The 18,611-nt window shown below is 67.1% G+C and carries 16 protein-coding genes; 11 read left to right on the forward strand and 5 right to left on the reverse strand.

The window, feature by feature from the left end:
* Positions 1-133 precede the first annotated feature (133 nt).
* The 3 genes from CDA09_RS17890 to CDA09_RS17900 all read left to right on the forward strand — a co-directional run bounded on the left by CDA09_RS17890 (position 134) and on the right by CDA09_RS17900 (position 5,750).
* Complete coding sequence (locus tag CDA09_RS17890; protein WP_286164218.1) at positions 134-4,102, forward strand: Pls/PosA family non-ribosomal peptide synthetase; 3,969 nt, start codon at positions 134-136, stop codon at positions 4,100-4,102.
* Positions 4,069-4,719, forward strand: coding sequence for a 4'-phosphopantetheinyl transferase family protein (locus tag CDA09_RS17895; protein ID WP_164844435.1), 651 nt, complete (start codon positions 4,069-4,071; stop codon positions 4,717-4,719). Before CDA09_RS17890 ends, CDA09_RS17895 begins: the two co-directional genes overlap by 34 nt.
* 461 nt (positions 4,720-5,180) lie before the next feature.
* Positions 5,181-5,750, forward strand: a complete 570-nt coding sequence (locus tag CDA09_RS17900) for a LysE family translocator (RefSeq protein WP_286164219.1) — start codon at positions 5,181-5,183, stop codon at positions 5,748-5,750.
* A gap of 28 nt (positions 5,751-5,778) precedes the next feature.
* On the opposite strand, the gene CDA09_RS17905 is transcribed toward CDA09_RS17900, so the two are convergent.
* Both CDA09_RS17905 and CDA09_RS17910 read right to left on the reverse strand, forming a co-directional pair.
* Positions 5,779-6,570 (reverse strand): helix-turn-helix transcriptional regulator, encoded by a 792-nt coding sequence (locus CDA09_RS17905; protein ID WP_128106581.1) that lies wholly within the window; start codon positions 6,568-6,570, stop codon positions 5,779-5,781.
* 237 nt (positions 6,571-6,807) lie between these two features.
* On the reverse strand, positions 6,808-8,079 hold the full coding sequence (locus CDA09_RS17910) for an Hsp70 family protein (RefSeq protein ID WP_121429889.1): 1,272 nt from the start codon (positions 8,077-8,079) through the stop codon (positions 6,808-6,810).
* A gap of 387 nt (positions 8,080-8,466) precedes the next feature.
* Here CDA09_RS17910 and CDA09_RS17915 point away from each other — a divergent pair, with 387 nt between their 5' ends.
* From CDA09_RS17915 to CDA09_RS17935, 5 genes are all read left to right on the forward strand, one after another.
* Complete coding sequence (locus CDA09_RS17915) at positions 8,467-9,600, forward strand: branched-chain amino acid ABC transporter substrate-binding protein (protein ID WP_174718457.1); 1,134 nt, start codon at positions 8,467-8,469, stop codon at positions 9,598-9,600.
* A gap of 163 nt (positions 9,601-9,763) precedes the next feature.
* Positions 9,764-10,696, forward strand: coding sequence for a branched-chain amino acid ABC transporter permease (locus CDA09_RS17920; protein ID WP_121430921.1), 933 nt, complete (start codon positions 9,764-9,766; stop codon positions 10,694-10,696).
* An 18-nt stretch (positions 10,697-10,714) separates the two neighbouring features.
* Entirely contained in the window at positions 10,715-11,803 is a 1,089-nt protein-coding gene (locus tag CDA09_RS17925) for an ABC transporter permease subunit (protein ID WP_121429890.1), read from the forward strand.
* Positions 11,800-12,570, forward strand: a complete 771-nt coding sequence (locus tag CDA09_RS17930; RefSeq protein ID WP_121429891.1) for an ABC transporter ATP-binding protein — start codon at positions 11,800-11,802, stop codon at positions 12,568-12,570. The genes CDA09_RS17925 and CDA09_RS17930 overlap by 4 nt, the downstream gene beginning before the upstream one ends.
* The gene (locus CDA09_RS17935) at positions 12,560-13,309 is read left to right on the forward strand and encodes an ABC transporter ATP-binding protein (RefSeq protein ID WP_121429892.1); all 750 of its coding nucleotides are present in this window, start codon (positions 12,560-12,562) and stop codon (positions 13,307-13,309) included. Before CDA09_RS17930 ends, CDA09_RS17935 begins: the two co-directional genes overlap by 11 nt.
* A gap of 16 nt (positions 13,310-13,325) precedes the next feature.
* On the opposite strand, the gene CDA09_RS17940 is transcribed toward CDA09_RS17935, so the two are convergent.
* Positions 13,326-14,288 carry an IS110 family RNA-guided transposase gene (locus tag CDA09_RS17940; RefSeq protein ID WP_502697064.1) on the reverse strand — a complete coding sequence of 321 codons (963 nt, stop codon included), beginning with the start codon at positions 14,286-14,288 and terminating at the stop codon, positions 13,326-13,328.
* A gap of 439 nt (positions 14,289-14,727) precedes the next feature.
* Between CDA09_RS17940 and CDA09_RS17950 the strand changes: the two genes are divergently transcribed.
* The 3 genes from CDA09_RS17950 to CDA09_RS17960 are packed head-to-tail and all read left to right on the forward strand — an operon-like array spanning position 14,728 to position 17,679.
* Positions 14,728-16,863: an ATP-binding protein gene (locus tag CDA09_RS17950; protein ID WP_121429893.1), complete on the forward strand. Its 2,136-nt coding sequence runs from the start codon at positions 14,728-14,730 to the stop codon at positions 16,861-16,863.
* Complete coding sequence (locus CDA09_RS17955; RefSeq protein ID WP_121429894.1) at positions 16,860-17,231, forward strand: response regulator; 372 nt, start codon at positions 16,860-16,862, stop codon at positions 17,229-17,231. Before CDA09_RS17950 ends, CDA09_RS17955 begins: the two co-directional genes overlap by 4 nt.
* Positions 17,224-17,679, forward strand: a complete 456-nt coding sequence (locus tag CDA09_RS17960) for a chemotaxis protein CheX (RefSeq protein ID WP_121429895.1) — start codon at positions 17,224-17,226, stop codon at positions 17,677-17,679. The genes CDA09_RS17955 and CDA09_RS17960 overlap by 8 nt, the downstream gene beginning before the upstream one ends.
* Positions 17,680-17,686: 7 nt before the next feature.
* On the opposite strand, the gene CDA09_RS17965 is transcribed toward CDA09_RS17960, so the two are convergent.
* Both CDA09_RS17965 and CDA09_RS17970 read right to left on the reverse strand, forming a co-directional pair.
* Positions 17,687-18,145, reverse strand: coding sequence for an Lrp/AsnC family transcriptional regulator (locus CDA09_RS17965; protein ID WP_121429896.1), 459 nt, complete (start codon positions 18,143-18,145; stop codon positions 17,687-17,689).
* 110 nt (positions 18,146-18,255) lie between these two features.
* On the reverse strand, positions 18,256-18,600 hold the full coding sequence (locus CDA09_RS17970) for an FKBP-type peptidyl-prolyl cis-trans isomerase (protein ID WP_121429897.1): 345 nt from the start codon (positions 18,598-18,600) through the stop codon (positions 18,256-18,258).
* Between the last annotated feature and the right edge of the window lie 11 nt (positions 18,601-18,611).

Here is an 18,611-nt window from a genome sequence, read left to right on the forward strand (position 1 = left end):
TCCTAACTGTTCTTAATTTTTCCCGCAACCTCGTTTAAGTCTCGCGCCGATACAATTCGGCACGAATAATTCTGCGCGCCGGCTGGCGATGCCGGCCGCCGCACTTCTCCCTCTTCCCGGGCACGGAGCACCTGTGATTCTGAAAGGCCCCCATTCCCCCGACCTCCTGCGCGACGAGATCCTCGCGGACATCTTCGAGGCCACTGCCGCGCTTCGGCCGGACCATGTCGCACTGATCTCGGGCACGCTCCGGGTCACGTACCGCGACCTCAACGAACGCGCCGACCTGATGGCGCATCATCTCATCGGCAAGGGCGTCAAGCCCGGCGACATCGTGGGGCTGTGGGCGCCGCGGGGAGTCGACCTGCTCGCGAGCCAGCTGGCAATCGCCAAGACGGGCGCGGCGTGGCTACCGTTCGATGCCGACACGCCGGTCGAGCGTGTCGAAGTGTGTCTGGAAGACGCTGGGGCGGCGGGCATCGTCACCGCCCACGGCCTGGACACGCTGATCGTGGATGCCGCCTTCCGCGTGTGGGACCAGGCCGAACTCCAGCTCACGACCGACGGCCCGCTGCAGCGGCGCAACGGCGCACGCCCGGACCATCCCGCGTACGTGATCTACACCTCCGGATCAACCGGCAAGCCCAAGGGCGTGCCGATCAGCCAGGGCGCGATCTGCCATTTCCTGCGCAGCGAAAACGCGGTGCTCGGCGTGCGCGGCGACGACACCGTCTACCAGGGCTTCTCGGTCGCGTTCGACATGTCCTTCGAGGAGATCTGGATCTCCTACCTGGTCGGCGCGACGCTGTGGATCGCGCCGCGCGAAATCATTGCCGACCCCGACGCGCTGCCGCGCGCGCTCGACGACAACGGCGTCACGGTGCTGCACGCGGTGCCGACGCTGCTGGCGCTGTTCAGCGCCGAGGTGAGCGGCCTGCGCCTGATCAACCTCGGCGGCGAGATGTGCCCGCAGGCGGTCGTCGACCGCTGGGCGACGCCGTCCCGGCAGGTCTTCAACACCTACGGGCCGACGGAAGCGACCGTCTCCGCGAGCCTCGCGGAGTTGCGCGCCGGCGAGGCGGTCACGATCGGCAAGCCCCTGCCGAACTACGGCCTGCTGGTCGTGGGCGACGACATGCAGCTGCTGCCGCCAGGTGAAATGGGCGAGCTGTGCATCGTCGGCCCGGGCGTCGCGCACGGCTACCTCGGACGGCCGGAACTCACGGCCGAGAAATTCCTGCCCAACCCGTGGGCGGAGCAGCCGTTCGAGGCGCGCCTGTACCGCACCGGCGACCTCGCGCGCATCGACGCCGACGGCCGGATCCAGTGCCTCGGCCGGGTCGACGACCAGGTCAAGGTGCGCGGCTTCCGCGTCGAACTCGGCGAGATCGAGGCGGTGCTGGGCAAACAGCTCGGCAGCGGGACCGCGGCGGTGGTGCTGAAGACCGTGAACGATATCGAGCAGCTCGTCGCCTACATCGTGCCCGCGGCGGGAAGCACGCCGGACGTGAATGCGCTGCGCCACCACATGCGCGAGTTGCTGCCCTCCTACATGGTGCCGAGCCACTTCGAGGTGGTCGCGGGAATCGCGCGCCTGACCTCGGGGAAGATCGACCGCAAGGCCTTGCGTGCGCTGCCGATGACCCGGGTGGAGGAGGAGATCGACGCCGACGACCCGGAGAACGACGCCGAGGCGGCGCTGTTTGCGGCGCTCGGCCGCTTCTTCCCGGGCTTGCCGATCCGCCGGACGGCCGACTTCTTCGATGACCTGGGCGGGCACTCGCTGCTCGCGGCACGTCTCGTATCGGCGCTGCGCGAGGACGCGCGCTTCGCACACATGACGGTCAACGACGTGTATCGCAACCGCCGCGTCGCCGCGATCGGCGCGGCGATGCAAGCCGGCATGGCGGGCCCGGACGTGGCCGCGGCACCGCCGTTCGCCGCAATACCCAGCTCGCGCCGCCTGCTCTGCGGCGCCGCGCAGGCGATCACGCTACCGATCCTGATCGCCCTGCACATGATGACGTGGCTCGCCCCGTTCTTTACCTACCACTATTTCACCGGCGATCCCGGCGATTCGATCGTCGTCGCCATGTCGATGTCGGTGGTGGTCTTCCTGGCCATGAACCTGGTAGGGATCGGTATCGGCGTCCTCGCCGGAAACGTGCTGTTGCGCGGGATCGGCGCCGGCCGCTATCCGCTGTGGGGCTTCACGTACTTCCGCTGGTGGCTCGGCGACCGCCTGCAGCAGATCTCGCCCGCCCACCTGTGGGCCGGCTCGTCGCTGTACAACGGATACCTCCGGGCGACGGGCGCGCATATCGGCGAGGACGTGGTGATCGGCTCGCTGACGATCCGCCTGCCCCACCTGCTGCACATCGGCGACGGCGCCAGCCTGGGATCGAGCGTGAACCTCGAGAACGTTCGCGTCGAACGCGGCGAACTGGTCGTCAGCCGCATCGACATCGGCCGCGAAGCCTATGTCGGCTCATACGCCGTCATGGAAGGCGATACCGCGATCGCCGATTACGGCCGGCTCGAAGGGCTGGCCGCCCTGCCCCGCGGCGGGCGGATCGCGACCGCGGAAGTGTGGGATGGCGCGCCGGCGAGCCTCGTGCGGATGCTGGATCCGGCCAAGCGCCCGCCGCGGCCGGCGGTGACACGGCTGCGCCGTGTCGGCGAGTCGCTGTTCTTCGCGCTCGGAGCTGCACTGATCGCACTGCTGTTCTTCCTGCCGATCTTCCCGACCTTCGTCCTGATCGACGCCCTCGAAGGCAGGGTACTCGCCCCCGAACTCGATACGCAGGGCTACTTGCTCTCGATCCTGCAATACGTCCTGCTGGCGCTGCCGGCGAGCGCAGTGCTGGTGGTCGCGACCGCGCTGATCGCCGCCGGCGTCCGCTGGGTCGTACTGCCGCGTCGCCTTGCCCCCGGCTGCTGGCCGGTGCACAGCAACGTCTACTGTCGAAAGTGGCTCACCAACCAGATCCAGAGCGTCAGCCTGCAGGTGCTGCACGGCGTGTATGCGACGGTGTACGCCCCATTCTGGTATCGCCTGCTGGGAGCGAGAGTCGGCCGCGGTGCCGAAATTTCCACCGCGATGGGACTCGTTCCCGACATGCTGACGCTCGGCGACGACACCTTCATCGCGGACGCGGTAATGCTCGGCGACGAAGAGATCGACGGCGGGTGGATGTCGATCAACCACACGGTGGTCGGCCCGCGCAGCTTCGTCGGCAACGGTGCCTACGTACCCGATGGCACCACCCTGCCATCGGATGTGCTGATCGGCGTGCAATCGAAAGCGCCGGGCACGGCAGCCATGCTGCCCGGCCAGACCTGGGTCGGCTCGCCGGCAGTCAGCCTGCCCTCGCGCGAAATGCTGACCGGATTCCCGGCGACGCTCACTTTCCGTCCCTCGCCGTGGCGCCGGATCGGACGAGGTTTTGTCGAGGCGCTGCGCATCGTGCTGCCGCTGGCGATCATCTTCGCGGTCGGTTACGTGATCGTCCTCGACATCATGTCCGACGCCGCGGACGACAGCTGGCTCAGGTTGGTGTACGAACTGAGCCTGGCCGGCATCTACTATGGATTCGGGTCCTTCCTCTTCGTCGTCGCGCTCAAGTGGCTGCTGATCGGCCGCTACAAACCCCGGGCAGCGCCGATGTGGACGCCCTTCGTGTGGATCAGCGAAGCGGTGACCAGCGTGTATGAGTCGATCGCGGTGCCGAACTTCCTCGAATACCTGCGCGGCACGCCGATGCTTCCGGTCGCGTTGCGGCTCCTCGGCGTGAAGACAGGGCACGCAGTGTTCATGGACACGACCGACGTCACCGAATTCGACTGCGTCGAGATCGGCGACGGGAGCGAACTCAATGCCTGGTCCGGTCCCCAGACCCACCTGTTCGAAGACCGCGTGATGAAGATCGGCAAGGTGCAGATCGGCCGCCGCGTGACGCTCGGCATCCGCAACACGGTGCTCTACGACACGAAACTCGGCGATGGCGTGCTGCTCGGGCCGCTGACGCTCGTCATGAAGGGCGAGCAGCTGCCCGCGGGAACCGTGTGGTGTGGCTCGCCCGCGCAGGCGTGGCGCCCCTGACGCCTCCCCGGCCGCGGACGGCCGGCGAGCGCCCGCCGCTCGCCGCCGCGCGCCCCGAAGTGTGGCTGTGCCGGGCGCACGGGCCGGCACTCCGCGACCTCACGCACGAACTGCTGCGCGACCTGCTCGCGACTTACCTGGACTGCCGCCGCGAGCAGGTCCCGCTGCGGCTCGAATCCGGGCAGCCCCCCGCCGTGGCCGCGCCCTGGCAGGGCCTGCCGCTGTCGATCAGCCTCAGCTACGCCGCGGGAGTCGGCGCGATCGGCCTGTGCGCGGGAGCCGTCATCGGCATCGACCTCGCGGAAGTCGCACCGCTGCCGGACTGGGAGCGCGTGGCGGGTCTCTACCTCGGACCGCAGGCCGTGCAGCAGCTCGCGGCACTGGACGACGCGCCGCGCAATCACGCGTTCGCCGCCGCGTGGTCGGAAATGGAAGCGCGCAGCAAGTGCGTCGGCGTCGGGCTCGAGGAGTGGTCCGCGGCCCGCGCCCGGCGGCTGGCCTCGTCATCGATCCTGACGGCCACGGCCGCGCTGCCGCCGCAGCCCGACGGCCGGATGCTCGTGCTGACCGTCGCCCGCGCACCGCTACCGCGGCCCGCCGGACGGGATCAACCGTAGCGCCGCGCCGCCGGTGAAATAGATCGTATCGACCCGCTCTCGCCGCACGGACGAAATCGGCGTCGGCGATCGAGTGGGCGAGCGCCACTTCCGCCGCTCCAGGTTCATCGTCGCGACGGGCGCCGCCAATGGCACGTTCAGGCGGACTGCTCACGCCAAAATGCACCAAACAAGTGCATACGGTACAACGGTATTCAATACGCGTCTTCGTAAGCAGGTAATGATCACACAACGATCATTACCTGCCGTGAAGCAATGAACTCGTTGGCCTCCTGTTTTGACACCTACTCAACTTGGCCATTGGAAGAATGGGCAGGCTATCCGTTGGACGGCACGGTGAAGCCTGAGGGTTACTGTGCGGTATATCTCCGAAAACATATGTTTGCCATAAGCAAGGGGGAGGTGACGAAATGGTAACCACGGCTCTTTCACTTGGGTGGCAGGAGTTCTGGCTACCCACCATGTTGTTCGCGCTGGCAACGTCGGCCTCGCCGGGGCCGGTCAACATTGCGGCAGCCTCCTCGGGCGTCGCATTCGGATTGGCACGAACCTTGCCGCAAGTGCTGGGCGCGACAATCGGCTTTTCATCATTGATGCTGGCCACGGGGCTGGGGATGCAAGCGCTCATTACCGGAGTGCCGGTCATCCATTCCGTGCTCAAAGGTGCGGGCAGTTTGTTTTTGGCATACTTGGCCTGGAAGCTGTGGCGTGCATCGGGCACCCCGTCAGAGATCGTCATTGGCAAGCCACTTGGCATGCTGGACGGCGCAGTTGCTCAATGGGTCAATCCGAAAGCCTGGATCGTGGCCGCGTCCGGCATCGCTACTTACACCTATCCCGGCGAAGCTTATGGCTCCAGCGTGCTCGCGATGTCGATGGTGTTCTTGGTGATCTGCTTTCCGTCAGTGGGCGCGTGGGCCTTGTGCGGTGCAGCGACGCGCCAGTTGCTAAAAACCGAAGCTGCCATCAGGCGCTTGAACATGGCGATGGCGATACTCTTGCTGGTGTCGATCAGCACGTTGTTCCTGTAGAGGGGGCCAGGACAGAAACCCGGCGGGTTCAGCGGCGCATGATCACGTTGCGCAGCCGCCCTGGCGTCACCCCGAACACCGCCTTGAAGGTCCGCGTAAAGTGGGCCTGATCGGCAAAATGCAGAAGCAGTGCCAGGTCGGATAACGAAGCCCGTTGCTGATTCAGTTGAAAACGCGCCTTGAGTGCCCGCAACTGTCGCAGGTATGCAGACGGAGAGAGCCCGGTTTGACTGCGGAAAGTTCGAAGCGTGTGCCATCGGCTGTGCGGCGAACGTTCGACCAACTCACCCACTTCCACGTCGGACTGCCAGAGCTGGTGCATGGCATTTTGCAACGGATGCAGTTCCCGCTCGCGCACGCAGGTTTCCTGCGTCGATGGCAGGAACGCCGAGAGCGCCCTCAGTAATGCGTTGGCCCTGACCATGTCGACATCATGCGCACTTAACGCCGCAATGTGCTCGGCAAGTGCCGGAGCCGTAAAGACCCGCGAGCTTGTGTCCTCGAGCGCGAAGAATCGATCGGCGTCTATTTTCAGCAAGCACGAATCGCCGATATACAGCACCTTGTATCGCACATCGGACGACGCAGCGGCGCAGGAATGCACTTCGAACGGCGGGATCAGGAACAGGTCGCCTTGCCGAGCCTTGTATTCATGGCTGCCAGAGCGAAAACTGCATGTACCTTCCAGAATTGCGCCAATAGACCACGCGTCATGGAAGTGACCATCCAATCCATGTGGCCCCATTCTGGCGCTAACCACTTCGACATCATACTGCGGCGCCATTGTCCATTCGGTGATGTGCTTATCGCTCTTGCTCACGATCCATTCATCCCGCGGTAGAGGTGCCAGTATGCCACGGCGTATGCTGTCCGCACCTTTTCGATAGATCAATTGATCGCGGCACAGCGGTCCCTTCGTAACTATCAGTCATACCTGTTGCCGGCTGCGGGCGGCCGGAGCCTGAAGGCTGGACAGGTAGACGCGACCGCCGGCCACCATGTATTTGTCCTCGAACGAGACGGAGCGAAAACTGCCGACGACTGTTCCAATAGGCGTTCAGCCGTAGCGCCGCGCCGCCTCGACCGCCAGCCCGGCGCCGATGCTGCCGTACAGATCGCCCTCGACGCTGCGCGCGCCCGGCAGCTCGGCGGCGATGCGCGCGCGCAGCTGCGGCACCGCGCTGCCGCCGCCGGTGAAATAGATCGTGTCGACCTGCTCGCGCCGCACGCCCGCCTCGTCGAGCAGCGCACGCACGCAGGCCGCGACGCGGTCGACCAGCGACAGCGTCGCGCGGACGAAATCGGCGTCGGTGATCGTGTGGGCGAGCGCCGCCTCCAGCCGTTCCAGGTTCATCGTCGCGACGGGTGCCGCCGATAGATCGATCTTCGCCTGCTCCACCTGCAGCGCGAGCCAGTGCCCTTCGCGCTGGCTGATGAGCTTCGCGAGGCGGTCGAGCTCGGCGCGGGCTGCCGCGTCGCGATACACGTTCTGCAGGTCCGCCCACGCCTGCCGTGTGTAGGCGAAGTTGATCGTGTGCCAGGTCGCGAGCTGGAAGTAGACGCTCGACGGAAGCTCCGCGCCGCTCTTCATGCGGCTGCGGTAACCCAGCAGCGGCATCACGCAGTCGAGGCTCAGCGCGCGGTCGAAGTCGGTGCCGCCGATATGCACGCCGCCGTTGCCGAGCAGGTCCTCGCGCCGGTCGTGGTCGTCGTGCGAGCGGCGGGCGCGCTCGGGCGACAGGCGCACGAGCGAGAAGTCCGCGGTGCCGCCACCGATGTCGGCGATCAGCACCAGCTCTTCGCGCGCGAGCGACAGTTCGTAGTGCAGCGCCGCGCCGATCGGCTCGAACTGGAAGCTCACGTCGCGGAAACCCACTTGCGCGGCGATCTCGGCGAGCGTCTGCTGCGCCTTGTGGTCGGCGTCCTCGTCGTCATCGACGAAGCGCACCGGACGGCCGAATACCGCGCGATCGAAGCTGCGCCCGGCCTGCGCCTCGGCACGTGACTTCAGCTCGCCGATGAAGCCCGCGAGGAGGTCGCGAAAGCGCAGTGCGCGCCCCTGCACCTCGGTCTGGCCGTCGATCAGGCTGCTGCCGAGCAGGCTCTTCAGCGCGCGCATCAGGCGGCCTTCGTAGCCTTCGAGGTATTCCGCCAGCGCCGCGCGGCCGAATGCGGTCGTCTCCTCGTCGGCGTTGAAGAACACCGCCGAAGGCAGCGTGGGCTTGCCGTCCTCGAGCGCGAGCAGCGTCGCCGCGCCCGGACGTACCCAGCCGACCGTGGAGTTCGAAGTGCCGAAATCGATGCCGCAGGCGCGGGCGGGTTGGTCCATGAAGCAAGTATCCGCAGGATGGGTCCGCGATGCTACCGGACCACCGGGGCAAGAGGAACTCTCGGGAAGGGAAATGGCGGCGACAAGGGGGGCTTGTTGCACCGCGCCACCCCCTTCCGGCACGAAACCCGCTGAAACGGGACCGCGTCCGGAAAAATTTTCCTCCCGGCATCCGTGAAACCCGCAAAAGCCGCAAAACAATTCCGCACTCCCCTCCGTACCATTCATCCCCACGCAATCGAACCCACGAGCGGTTGCGAAACAAATACAGGCAGGAGACAAACCATCGTGGATAGCCCGGTTGCCGCGCGAGCGGCCGGTGTCCCTTCGTCTCCGCCGCACCTGTGCAGCAGTACCCGCGCACCGCCCACAAGGAGGAGACAACCCATGAAGCACAACAAGCTGATTTTCGCCCTCGCTGCCGCCAGCCTCGCCGCCGGTGCCGTCCACGCGAAGGACGTCGTCGTGCGCATCGGCCACGCCGGCCCGCTGACCGGCCCGGCCGCCGCTTTCGGCAAGGACGGCGAGAACGGCGCGCGCCTCGCGATCGAGGACGCCAACGCGAAGGGCATCAAGATCGGCGGCGACACGGTCAAGTTCGAGCTCGTCAGCGAGGACGACCAGGCCGACCCGCGCACCGCGACCACCGTCGCCCAACGCCTGACCGACTCCGGCGTGAAGGGCGTGGTCGGCCACGTCACCTCGGGCGCGTCGATCCCCGCCTCGCGCATCTACGAGCAGGCCGGCATCCCGGTGATCACGCCGTCCTCGACCAGCCCCAAGCTCACGCAGCAGGGCTACAAGATGACCTTCCGCGTCATCGCCAACGACCTGCAGCAGGGCAACGCGCTCGGCAAGTACGCCGTCGATCAGCTCAAGGCGAAGAAGATCGCCGTGATCGATGACCGCACCGCCTACGGCCAGGGCCTCGCCGACGCCTTCGCCAACGCCGTGAAGACCTCCGGCGGCCAGATCGCGGGACGCGAATTCACCAATGACAAGGCGACCGACTTCATGGCGATCCTCACCAAGATCAAGGCCATGAACCCCGACGCCGTGTTCTACGGCGGCATGGACGCGCAGGCCGCGCCGCTCGCGCGCCAGATGAAGCAGCTCGGCATGACGGCGAAGCTCCTGACCGGCGACGGCGGCTGCACCGGCGAGATGATCAAGATGGCGGGCGACGCGCTGTCGGCGACCACCTTCTGCACCCAGGCCGGCATCCCGCTCGACAAGATGCCCGGCGGCGCGGCCTTCCGCACCCAGTTCAAGCAGCGCTTCGGCAACGACATCCACGTCTATGCCCCGTACGCCTACGACGCGACGATGTCGATGATCGAGGCGATGAAGGCGGCGAACTCGTTCGAGCCGGCCAAGTATCAACCCGCGCTGCGTGTCCTCTCCTACCAGGGCGTCACCGGCCCGGTCGCGTTCGACGACAAGGGCGACATCAAGGGCGGTGCGATCACCGTCTACAACTTCAACGCCGGCAAGTGGGCGCCGCTGCAGACCATCCAGTAACCGTTCTCCTCGCGCCGGCCGGCAGTTCCGCGGTCGGCGCACCTCTTCCCCAAGACCACGACGCTCGCCCTGCGTCCGCCCCCCGGCGGATGTAGCGGCAGCGCTCGTCCCGCAATCCGGCAGCGCCCGCTGCCGCGGTGTGCAGAACACCAAGGGTGAATCGATGGAAACCTTCCTGCAACAAATCCTCAACGGCCTGGTGTCGGGCAGCATCTACGCGCTCGTCGCCCTCGGCTACACGATGGTCTATGGCATCCTCGGCCTGATCAACTTCGCGCATGGCGAGCTGGTGATGATCGGCGCGCTGGTCGCGCTGCAGACCGTCACCCTGCTCGCGGGCGCATTCCCCGGCCTGCATCCGGTCTTCCTGCTCCTCGCGGGCGTCGGGACCGCGGTGCCCGTGTGCATGGCGGTCGGCTACCTCATCGAGCGCATCGGCTACCGCCGCCTGCGCAACGCGCCGCGCCTTGCGCCGCTGATCACCGCGATCGGCGTGTCCTTCCTGCTGCAGACGCTGGCGATGATCATCTGGGGCCGCGAGTTCCACGTCTTCCCGCAGCTCGTGTCGACCACCCCGATGCAGCCGATGGCAGGCGTCGTCGTGTCGCCGCTGCAGATCTTCACCATCGTCGTCGCCTTCGCGCTGATGGGCGGGCTGATGCTGCTGGTGAACAAGAGCCGCCTGGGCCGCGCGATGCGCGCCACTGCCGAGAACCACCGCGTCGCTGGCCTGATGGGCATCAACGCCAACGGCGTGATCGCCGCGACCTTCATCATCGGTTCGGGTCTCGCGGCGCTGGCCGGCGTGCTGTTCGCGTCCAACTACGCGATCGCGCACTACGCGATGGGCTTCACGCCGGGCCTGAAGGCCTTCACCGCGGCCGTGCTGGGCGGCATCGGCAACCTGCCGGGCGCGATGGTGGGCGGCCTCGTGCTGGGCCTCGTCGAGAGCTTCGGCGCGGGCTACATCGAGCACCTGACCTTCGGCTTCCTGAATTCCAGCTACCAGGACATCTTCGCCTTCATCATCCTCGGCGCCGTCCTGATCTTCCGCCCGTCGGGCCTCCTCGGCGAACGCGTCGCCGACCGCGCCTGACCCCACAGGAAAGAGACCATGACCACGAACTCCACCGCCCTTCCGCTGCCGGCGAGCGTCGCGTTCGACCGACGCCTGCAGCGCCCGCTCGTCATCCTGCTCGCGCTCGCCGCGCCGCTCATCGCGCTCGCGATGGGCAAGAGCTGGGTGCGCGTGCTCGACTTCGCGCTGCTGTACGTGCTGCTCGCGATCGGCCTCAACCTCGTCGTCGGCTTCGCGGGACTCCTCGACCTCGGCTACATCGCGTTCTACGCGGTCGGCGCCTACACCTGGGCCTTCCTTGCGTCGCCGCACTTCGGCCTCCACCTGCCGTTCTGGATCGTGCTGCCGCTGGGGGCAGCCTTCGCGGCGCTCGCGGGCATCGCGCTGGGCTTCCCGACCTTGCGCTTGCGCGGCGACTACCTCGCGATCGTGACGCTCGGCTTCGGCGAGATCATCCGCATCTTCATGAACAACCTGAACCAGCCGATCAACATCACCAACGGCCCGCAGGGCATCGACTCGATCGACCCGCTGACGATCGCCGGACTCGACCTGTCGAAGGATCTCGATCTCTTCGGTGTCCAGCTCCCGTCGCTGACGCTGTACTACTACGCCTTCCTCGCCTGCGTCGTCGCCGCGATCATCCTCGTGCGCCGGCTGCAGATCTCGCGCATCGGCCGCGCGTGGGCGGCGATCCGCGACGACGAGCTCGCGGCCAAGGCGATCGGCATCGACACGCGCATGATGAAGCTGCTCGCGTTCGCGCTCGGCGCGACTTTCGGCGGCGTCTCGGGCGGCCTCTTCGCGGCCTTCCAGGGCTTCGTCAGCCCGGAGAGCTTCAGCCTGATGGAATCCATCGTCGTGCTGACGATGATCGTGCTGGGCGGCATGGGCAACCTCGCCGGCGTCATCGTCGGCGCGATCCTGCTCACCGCGCTGCCCGAGCTGCTGCGCCACTTCGCGGTGCCGATGCAGATGGCGCTGTTCGGCAAGACGCTGCTCGACCCCGAGGTGCTGCGCATGCTGCTGCTGTCGCTGGCGATGATCGTGATGATGCTCGTCCGCCCCGCCGGGCTCCTTCCCGCCCGTACCCGCTATGCCCACCGTGACCGGAGGAACGCATGATCACCCTGCTCGAATCGCGCGCCGTGAATAAACGCTTCGGCGGCCTGCAGGCGCTCACCGACGTCTCGCTGACGATCCGCAAGGACGAAGTCTACGGCCTCATCGGCCCGAACGGCGCCGGCAAGACCACCTTCTTCAACGTGCTCACCGGCGCCTACGCAATCGACGGCGGCGAGTTCGTCATGAACGGCGCCGAACTGCCCTCGGCCAAGCCGCACCTCGTCGTGCAGCACGGCATCGCGCGCACCTTCCAGAACATCCGCCTGTTCCGCGAACTCACCGCGCTGGAGAACGTGATGGCCGGCCACCACATCCGCTCGTCCGCGGGCGTGTGGGGCATCCTCACGCAGAACCACGCCGCGCGCGAGGAAGAGCGCCTGATGCAGGAACGCGCGCTGGAGATCCTCGACTACGTCGGCATCGGCCGCCACGCCGACACGGTCGCGAAGAACCTCTCCTACGGCGACCAGCGCCGCCTGGAGATCGCCCGCGCGCTCGCGACCGAGCCGCAACTGCTCGCACTCGACGAACCGGCCGCCGGCATGAACGCGACCGAGACCGCCGGCCTGCGCACGCTGGTCGAGACGATCCGCGGCGACGGCATCACCGTGCTGCTGATCGAACACGACGTGAAGCTCATCATGGGACTGTGCGACCGCGTCGCCGTCCTCGACTTCGGCAAGAAGATCGCCGAAGGCACGCCGGCCGAAGTCCAGCGTTGCCCCGACGTCATCAAGGCTTACCTGGGAGGCCACCGTGCGCACTGAGAACACCACCCCCATCCTCGAAGTCCGCGGCCTGAAGGTCGCCTACGGCGGCATCCAGGCAGTGAAGGGCATCGACCTGCAGGTGCGCGAAGGCGAACTCGTGTCGCTGATCGGCGCGAACGGCGCCGGCAAGACGACGACGCTCAACACGCTGGCCGGCGTCGTCCCGCACAACGGCGGCGAGATCCGCTACGCCGGCGCGGACATCGGCAAGCTGCCCTCGCATCTGCGCCTGCGCAGGGGCCTTGCGCTGGTGCCCGAAGGCCGCGGCATCTTCACCCGCCTCACGGTCGCCGAGAACCTGCAGACCGGCGCCTACACGCGCAGCGACACCGCCGGCATCGCCGCCGACATGGAGAAAGTGTTCGCGCTGCTGCCGCGCGTGAAGGAACGCCTCAACCAGGTCGCCGGCACGCTCTCGGGCGGCGAGCAGCAGATGGTCGCGATCGGCCGCGCACTGCTGTCACGCCCGCAGGTGCTGCTGCTGGATGAACCGTCGATGGGCCTCGCGCCGCTCATCGTCGAGAAGATCTTCGAGGTGATCCACTCGATCACGCGCGAAGGCATGGGTGTGCTGCTGGTCGAACAGAACGCCAACCTCGCGCTGGAAGTGAGCGAGCGCGCCTACGTGATGGAAGGCGGCCGCGTCACGCTGGAAGGCACGGGCAAGGTGCTGCTCGACGATCCGAAGGTGCGCAGCGCGTATCTGGGCGAAGACGTGGAAGAGCTCGCCGCCTGAGTAACCGTCTTTGGAGTCAAGCAGAATGGAAGTCGGCAGCCCAAGGCGTGTTGGTCTTGACCATGGCGTTGAGAGTGGTCAGGAGCTTGCGCATGCAGGCGACCAGGGCGACCTTGGGCAGCTTTCCGGCGGCGATGAGCCGCTGGTAAAAGGCCTTGATGGTGGGGTTGTGGGTGGCGGCGGTGAGCGTGGCCATGTAGAGGACGCGGCGGATCTCGAAGCGCCCGCCCTGCACGCGGCGTCGGCCGCGGCTGGTGCCCGAGTCGTTGGCCATTGGCGCCACCCCGACGAGTGCGGCGATCTGGCGGCGGTTGAGCCGGCCCAGCTCGGGCAGCTCGGCAATCAGGGTGGCGCTGGCCACGGGGCCGATGCCGCTCGCGGAGCGCAACAGCTTGTCGAGCGCGGCGTAGTGCTCGCGCACGTGGCCGACCATCTGCGCTTCAACCTCGTCGAGCTGCTTGCGGATGGCCTCGATCATGGCCTCGATACTCGGGCGCACCACGGGGATCGCGAGTTGCAGGCGCTGGCGCTCGGACAGCAGCATGGTCAGCAGCTGGCGGCGGCGGGTGACCACCGCAGCCAAGGCCTGCTGCTGAGCGTCGGCGAGCGGGCGGATGAGGCTGGCCAGATCCTCGCGGCGCACCAGCACCGCGGCGAACTCGGCCAGTATGCGCGCGTCGATCGCGTCGGTCTTGGCGAGGCGCCCCATCGACTTGGCGAAGTGGCGCGCCTGGCGCGGATTGACCACCGCCACGGCGAGGCCCGCCGCCTGCAGCGCGCAGGCGAGGGTCGCCTCGTAGCCGCCGGTGGCCTCCATCACCACCAGCGCCACCCCTTGCGGCTGCAAGGCTGCCGCCAGCGCCGAGTGGCCCTCGGCATCGTTATCGAACTGCTGAGCATCAAACTTGGCGCCCATCACCGCGACATCGACATGCGCCTTGGCGACGTCGATGCCCACCACCACTGAGGTCACAGACATGATCTTCGGATCCCTTCCTTGTGCATGCGCGCTCGGTCGAACCGGGGCGCGTAACCGTTCGGGCTTCAGGAAGACCAGCACGGCGGCCGTGCGCTCTGCACTCAGTCACGGGCTCGGACACCCCAGGCGCGCTCAAACTGCACGGTCCGGTCTGGCCGCCTCAGCGGCAACCAGACTCTACCGTACTGGTCTGGCTTAAACATACAAGGTGCGGCCCGGGACGCCCTCCCCCGTCCCGGGCACCGCTTATCCTGCACCGCAAAATTCCCCTGGAATTCTTGATACACATCATTTTTCGGCCAACCGCAGAGGACTACCGTACGCACCTCAAATGTATTAATGCGTAATACATATCACATTTGGGCAAAACAAAACTGCGCCTATCGCCGTTCCGGCTGGCGGAGGCGTATCGCAACGGCATTCCTGGGGAGGTGCGGCCATGCGATTCTTCGGACTCGGCAAGTACCGGGTCATCGTGCTCACGGTCGCGATGTTCCTGGTCTTCGACCTCGGCGTGCTGGTCCTCAACTTCGTCATTTCGTCGCAGATCGCCGCCGACGCGCTGGCGGTGAACATGGCCGGGCGCCAGCGGATGCTGTCACAGCGGGCGGCCAAGACCCTGTGGCAGATCAACGAGCGGACGGTGGCGGGGCAGCCGGCCAGCGGCGAAATGGCGGAACTCACCGAGGCCGTCGCGCTGTTCGACGAAACCCTCACGGCCTTCCGACAGGGCGGCAGCGTTCGCGGCGGGGCCGGCGTCGTGGTGACGCTCGACCGCATCGACGACGCCGAAGCGATCGCCATCCTGCAGCGCACGAACGCCGTCTGGGAGCCGTATCGGGCGCGCATCACGAGCCTCCTCGCGAATCCCGCGCCAGACATCGACGCGGTCCGCTCCGCGCTGGACGTGGCACGCGGCGCCAACCTCGAACTCCTGAAGCTGATGAACGAGCTGACCTCCCAGGTGGAGGTCACCGCGGCCGCCAAGGCGACCACACTGCGGGCGGTGCAGATCGGCGGCATCACGCTAGCGACCGCCAACTTCGTGCTCATCCTGTTCCACTTCCTGCGCAAGCTGCGGCAGGGCGACGCGCTGCTCGAACAGGCGAAGAAGGAAACCGACGACATCCTCGTGACGGTGAACGAGGGCCTGTTCCTGCTCGACCGCAATTTCCGCATCGGCTCCCAGCATTCCCACGCCCTCGAGGGGATCCTCGGCCGCAGCGACCTGGGTGGGGCGGATTTCGTGGATCTGCTGCGTGGCATCGTCACCGAAAAGACGGTCGGGATGTCCCGCGACTACCTGGACCTGCTGTTCGGCGAACGCGTCAATGAAAAACTCGTCGGCTCGCTCAACCCGCTGGACGTGGTCGAGGTGCACTTCGACGACCAGCGCGGCGGCTTCGTCACCAAGTACCTGGAGTTCCGCTTCAACCGCGTGCGCGAAGGCGGCGTCGTGGCCCACCTGCTGGTGACCGCCAACGACGTGACCAAGCGCGTGCAGCTCGAACGCGCGCTGAAGGAAGCGCACGAGCGCGCCAAGGGGCAGATGGACCTGCTGGTCGAAGTGCTGCAGGTCGAGCCCGACGCCTTGCGCGACTTCCTCGCCGCCGCCGCCGTGTGCCTCGACAAGGTGAATACGCTGCTGCGCGAACGCACCGCCTCGGCCGCCGACCGGCGCGAAGCGGTGATCGCGATCTACCGGCTGCTCCACGGGCTGAAAGGCGATGCCAGCGGCGTCGGCCTGTCCGGGCTCGCCGAATCGATCCACGAAGTCGAGGATCTGGTCGTCGGCTTGCGGGAAAAGCACGCGACCCTCGACGGCAACGACTTCCTGCCGCTCACCGTGCGCCTCGAACGCCTCTTCACCCAGGTCGATGCCTTGCGCGGCGTCGTCAACCGCTTCGCGCAGATCCGCGGCGTCGTCGCCGTCGAGCCCGCCCGTGCGGCCACCGAACCCGACGCCGCGCAGGCGCCGCAGGTGCGCCGCTGGCGCGAGTTCGCCACGCGCCTGGCGGAGAAGCAGGGCAAGCACGTGCAGCTCCACTACCACGGCGTCGATCCGGCAACGCTGGCAAGCCCCTACCGCGAAGCCCTGCCCACGGTGGTCAACCAGTTCATCCGCAACGCCGTCGTGCATGGGCTGGAGAAGCCGGAGCAACGGCTGGCGCAAGGCAAACCGGCCGCCGGAAATATTGCCCTCTACCTCGCCGCCCGCGAGGACGGCGGCGTCGACCTCAGCTTCCGCGACGACGGCGCAGGACTGCAGCTCGCGGCGATCCGCCAGGCCGCCATCGAGCGCGGCCTGCTCAGCGCGTCCGAGGCCGAAGCCTGCGACGCGCGGCGCCTGGTGGAACTCATCTTCCGGCCGGCCTTCTCGACCCGCAGCTCGGCCGACGAGGACGGCGGCCGCGGCGTCGGCCTCGACGTGATCCGGAACTACGTCAACGAATGGGGCGGCAACATCCGCATCGGCAGCACGCCGCGCGAATACTGCCACTTCCGCATCAGCCTGCCGCGCCCGTCCCCGCAACTGTCGGCCGGCGCCGCCCGGATCAACGGAGAAGCCGCATGAAACTGCTCATCGTCGATGATTCCAACATCATCCGCAGCAAGATCGCCCGCGCGCTGGGTAGCCGCAACCTGGAAGTCGTCGGACTCGCGCGCAACGGTCACGAAGCGGTAAGCCTGTTTACCCGCACCCGGCCCGACGTGGTGACGATGGACCTCACCATGCCCGAGATGGACGGCATCGAATGCATCCGCCGGCTGCTCGAACTCAAGCCCGACACCCTGATCCTGGTGGTCTCGGCGCTGGCGGACAAGGCGACCGCCATCGAGGCGCTCAAGCTCGGGGCACAGGGCTTCCTGTGCAAGCCTTTCTCGGAGCAGGATCTGGCCGAGGCGGTGGAGGAACTCATAAAAGGAGCCGTTCATGGATGAGCAGAACATCCAGGTCTTCATCGACGGGGTGAAGAACTATTTCCTGCAGCAGACCGGAGTCGCCGCCGAGGTCGGCACGCCCTACCTGAGCGACGCGCAGGCGCGGGTGGCCTACGAATACACCGGCATCATCGGCATTTCCGGCAGCAGCCGGGGATGCGTCTATTACACGGCGCCGGGTGCGCTGCTGCGCGACGTGCTGCTGCGCATCGGCGAGAGCGACGTGACGCCGGCCAACCAGAGCGACCTCGCCGGCGAAGTGGCCAACACGATCGCCGGCAACGCCCGCCGCGAATTCGGCAAGGACTTCATGATCTCCGTGCCGGTGGTGGTGAGCGGCGGCGCGGAGCGCATCTCGCTGCCGCCCGACCTGCGCGCGATGGTTGTGCCCATCCTCTGGCGCAAGCACGCCGCGGCGCTGGTGGTGGCGCTGGCGGACAAGCAGTAACCCGGCGCTACAGCGGCAGCGCCGTCTCGTTCTTGATCTCGCGCAGCGCGACGCTGGAATTGGTGATGTCGACTTCCGGGATCTTCAGCAGGAAGTTGTGCATGAACGAGGACAGCGCCTCGAGGTTGGGCAGGTAGAGTTTCAGCAGGCAATCCGTCTCGCCGAGCAGCTCGTAGCATTCGACGACCTCGTCGCAGCCCTTGATTGCCTGCTCGAAACGGTCGAGCACGTCGGCGCTGTGCTTCTTCAGCTTCACGCGCACCCACACGCAGGTCTCGAGCCCCAGCTTCTTGCGATCGAGCAGCGCGACGTAGCCGCGGATCAGCCCCGCCTCCTCGAGCTCGCGCACCCGCCGCCAGCACGGCGACGAGGACAGGCCCACCTTCTCGGCCAAAGTCTGCGTGCTGATCGTCGAATCCTTCTGCAGCAGCGCGAGGATGCGCCGCTGGGTCGGGTCGAGTTTCATGTCTCCCCCTTTTCCTGTCGTGACGGGCGGGCGAACACCCGCCGCCCCGTCGCCGGGCCGGAGCCGGGCGACGCCGGGGCCTATGCGTGGCCCCTTGTCGTGTCACGCGATCAGAGAACCTTCAGCAGCTCGACCTCGAACACCAGGGTCGCGTTCGGCGGAATCACGCCGCCCGCGCCGCGCGCGCCATAGCCCAGTTGCGGCGGGATGGTCAGCTTGCGCCTGCCGCCTTCCTGCATCCCCTGCACGCCCTCGTCCCAGCCGCGGATGACGTGGCCGGCGCCCAGCGGAAAGTCGAACGGGTCGTTGCGATCCTTGCTCGAATCGAACTTCTTGCCGTCGGTGAGCCAGCCGGTGTAGTGCACCGAAACGCGCTTGCCCGCGACGGCGGTGGCGCCGCTGCCGACTTCCAGATCCTCGAAGACGAGGCCGCTGGCGGTGGTGGTTTGGGACATCGAATCTCTCC

This window comes from Azoarcus sp. DN11, from assembly GCF_003628555.1.
Taxonomy (GTDB): domain Bacteria; phylum Pseudomonadota; class Gammaproteobacteria; order Burkholderiales; family Rhodocyclaceae; genus Aromatoleum.